This window comes from Glycomyces sp. NPDC021274, from assembly GCF_040641195.1.
GTDB lineage: Bacteria > Actinomycetota > Actinomycetes > Mycobacteriales > Micromonosporaceae > Glycomyces.
In genome coordinates this window covers 1-2,851 of the sequence record NZ_JBFADC010000036.1, presented here as the reverse complement: position 1 = coordinate 2,851, position 2,851 = coordinate 1, and the positions used below count along the sequence as shown (strand labels likewise).

Sequence of the window (2,851 nt, the reverse complement as noted above, 5' to 3'; positions counted from 1 at the left end):
ACCAGGAAGCTCATGCAAATGTCTCGTTCGGGTGAAGTCGTGTCTTCGTTGCCCTGATTACCGATGGTGAGCGGCAGCGGGCTCGTGGATTCCTTGAGGTTGTGACGACCCAGAGCATCAAAGAGCGACCGCTGCCGCGTTTCGAGCATAGGACCGGCCTGAACACCGAGCAACTGCTGCTGTTGGAACGAGAAGTCGATCGGAGAATCGGGTCCTGGCAACCCGAGACCGGCCGCCGTAAGACCCTGGAGCTGTTCGACGCGATCGTAGTCTGCTTGATCTACTTGCGGCACAACACGGTTCAGGCAGCGCTCGGCGAGCAGTCCCGGATCTCCCAGGCGACGGTCTCGCGCTATGTCGAGGTGCTGGAACCGGTGGTCTCGACCTGCCTCGACCAGCTCGCATTGGACCTCCGTGAGCGGGCGGTCCGCTCCGACCTGGTGGTCGACGGGTTCCTCATACCCACCCGTGACCTCACCGCCCCGGCAGGGCTCTTCTCCGGCAAGCGCCACAGGCCTGGCATGAATGCGCAGGTCATCACCGATCTGCGGGGGCGAGTCATCGACGCCGGCCGGATAGTGGTGGGCTCGGTCCACGATGCGAAGGCGTTCAACGAATCCGGACTGGCGAAGGCCTATGAGATTCACACGACCGGGGAAGGCCCGAGCCTGATCGGCGACCTTGGCTATCTGGGCGTGGTCCCGCTGACGCCGTACCGGAAACCGGAGTACCGCGAGTTGACCGTCGCTGAGCGGCTGTTCAACCGGCAGGTTAACGGCCGCCGCTGGGTCGTGGAGCAGGGCATCGCTCACTTGCGCTCATGGAAGATCCTCGCCACCGGCTACCGCCGACCGCTGCCGAAAGCCGACCGGACACTACAGACCGTGATCAAACTCCAGATGTACCGAGATCACTCCGACAAGGCTTTTTCATAGGTTTCCAGGACAGCCACTTCGGCAAGGCCGTTTAAAGTCCATAACGACTACGAACGCTAATCAGAGTGGAAAGAGGCTCACTGTCTCATGTCCTCACGTCCGTTTTCTGGCTCAGCTTCGCGCCTCAAGCGCCCCCATCTCGAATCCGATGGATCTGGCTCCAAAATCCAGCCGTCAGCCAGTTGTGATGCAATTTCGATATCTATGAGCACTCGATAATAATGAAGCAGAATAGGCAAGGTTAGGTCCTCCTCCAGAATTGGTCCGTGAAACCGTACATCGGCAAATGTCGTATCCAAGGGGATAGGAACAATTATCACATTTCCGATTCCCTCGAGATTGGTGTGGGTTTCGGGGCCGAATTCTGCGCCCTTGGTGAAAGTCATATTTACCAAGCTGGTGTGGCGACTGAAACTTGCCCCCCTGAACTCCGCTCTCGAGTTGAAGGTTGCCCCCATGAGTTGGGTCTTGCCTTTAAACATTGCGCACATGAAGTCGGCAGCTCGGTCGAAGGTCGAACCCACGAAGAATGCCTCGTCAGCAAAAGTCACGTTCTTGAAGCTGGTATCACGAGTAAACTTCGTACCACCGAAATACGCTCTTCCATAGAAGGTCACGTTTTCGAATTCGATTTCCGCGAAAGTTGTACCTCTAAAATCCGCTTCGGCCGTGAAGGTAGTGCCACCAAAACGAGTCTCCCCCGTGAAGATAGCGCCCCTAAAGTCAGCCTTGCCGGTGAAAATCGCATTGCTAAAATCGACCTTTGTCAATTGGCACTTGCCAAGCTTAACCGTGTCAAGGAAGGAATTGCGCAAGTTCAAACGGGAGTGATCCCAGTAGAGGAGCTTAGCATCGGGATTGAGATGACGCTGCAAGATCTCCTGGGCGATCAGTCGCACCTCATGCTCGGCCTCATCAGTTTCGACCTCGGCAGATGGAACACCAATAGGTTCGAACTGGCGAGCTGGAAGCGAAACCTTCGATTCCTGTGTTGATGTGGTGAAGGGAAGCCGAAGGTAAGAGCAGACCTCATCAAGTACGACCTGGCGAAGTTCCTTGTGCACCTGACCGATGCGCTCGAGGTTATGGAGCCCGCCGATGCGCACCGCAGGATTGTCCGAGCCGAGTTGCGCGACCGCGCTCACTCGGGACTCGGTGATCCGGCGCTGAAGGGCGTCCTCTTCGAGGTGCAGTTGCCGCCGCTGCTCACTGGCTTTCTCGTCGGCGGCCTTCTCCTCAAGATGCTTTTGACGGCGCAGTTCTTCGGCCCGCGCGTCGGCGGTGGCTCGCTCGTGGTGGTGCTGGCGACGCACCGCCAGGGCGAGGGCGGCGAGGGCGGCGAGTCCCCCACCGAGGGCGAGGGTATTGCGGCGGGCATCGGCACGCAGGCGAGCGATCGCCAGCTCCGCGGTTGCATTCTGACGCGTGGCCGTTGCCGGATCCAAGCCGGTCGTGTCGGGCGGGCTGTCCGGGATGGGAGCGGTGAAGAAGAAGTAGGAGAGGGTCATCGCGCCGGCGATGAAGGCGGCGGCGCTCAGGACGATCCAGATCCAGGGGCTGTGCCACCACCGCTTGTACGCGGAGGGGTCGGCCGCCGGGGGTGGGGGCGAAGGCATCTCCCCAATGTAGACGCCGGGGTAGCACATCCGCTCCGCGGTCGGCTGATCGTGATCGCTCGGCGAGTTGGCGGCTTCGGCCTGTTCTGCGTATGGACAGGCGCGCCTGTCGGCGATGACAGTCGTCCGCGCCGATTAGACTCGGACCGTCCCCGGTCAGATGAATCTCGTAGGCCTTCGTCAGTCCGGATTGCCTGAACTTTGGCGTCGTGAACCGACCCGGGCGTGAGGGCGCCGGCATCGATCACCCGGCCGCGGAGACACGACTTCACCCGAACGAGACATTTGCATGAGCTTCCA

The 2,851-nt window shown here is 60.0% G+C and carries 2 protein-coding genes; one reads left to right on the top strand and one right to left on the bottom strand.

Annotated elements, in window-relative coordinates:
- The first annotated feature begins 101 nt into the window (after positions 1–101).
- On the top strand, positions 102–935 hold the full coding sequence (locus tag AB0I03_RS26280; protein ID WP_360417286.1) for a transposase family protein: 834 nt from the start codon (positions 102–104) through the stop codon (positions 933–935).
- A gap of 77 nt (positions 936–1,012) precedes the next feature.
- Here AB0I03_RS26280 and AB0I03_RS26275 read toward each other — a convergent pair whose 3' ends face one another.
- The gene (locus tag AB0I03_RS26275; protein ID WP_360417284.1) at positions 1,013–2,551 is read right to left on the bottom strand and encodes a pentapeptide repeat-containing protein; all 1,539 of its coding nucleotides are present in this window, start codon (positions 2,549–2,551) and stop codon (positions 1,013–1,015) included.
- Positions 2,552–2,851 lie beyond the last annotated feature (300 nt).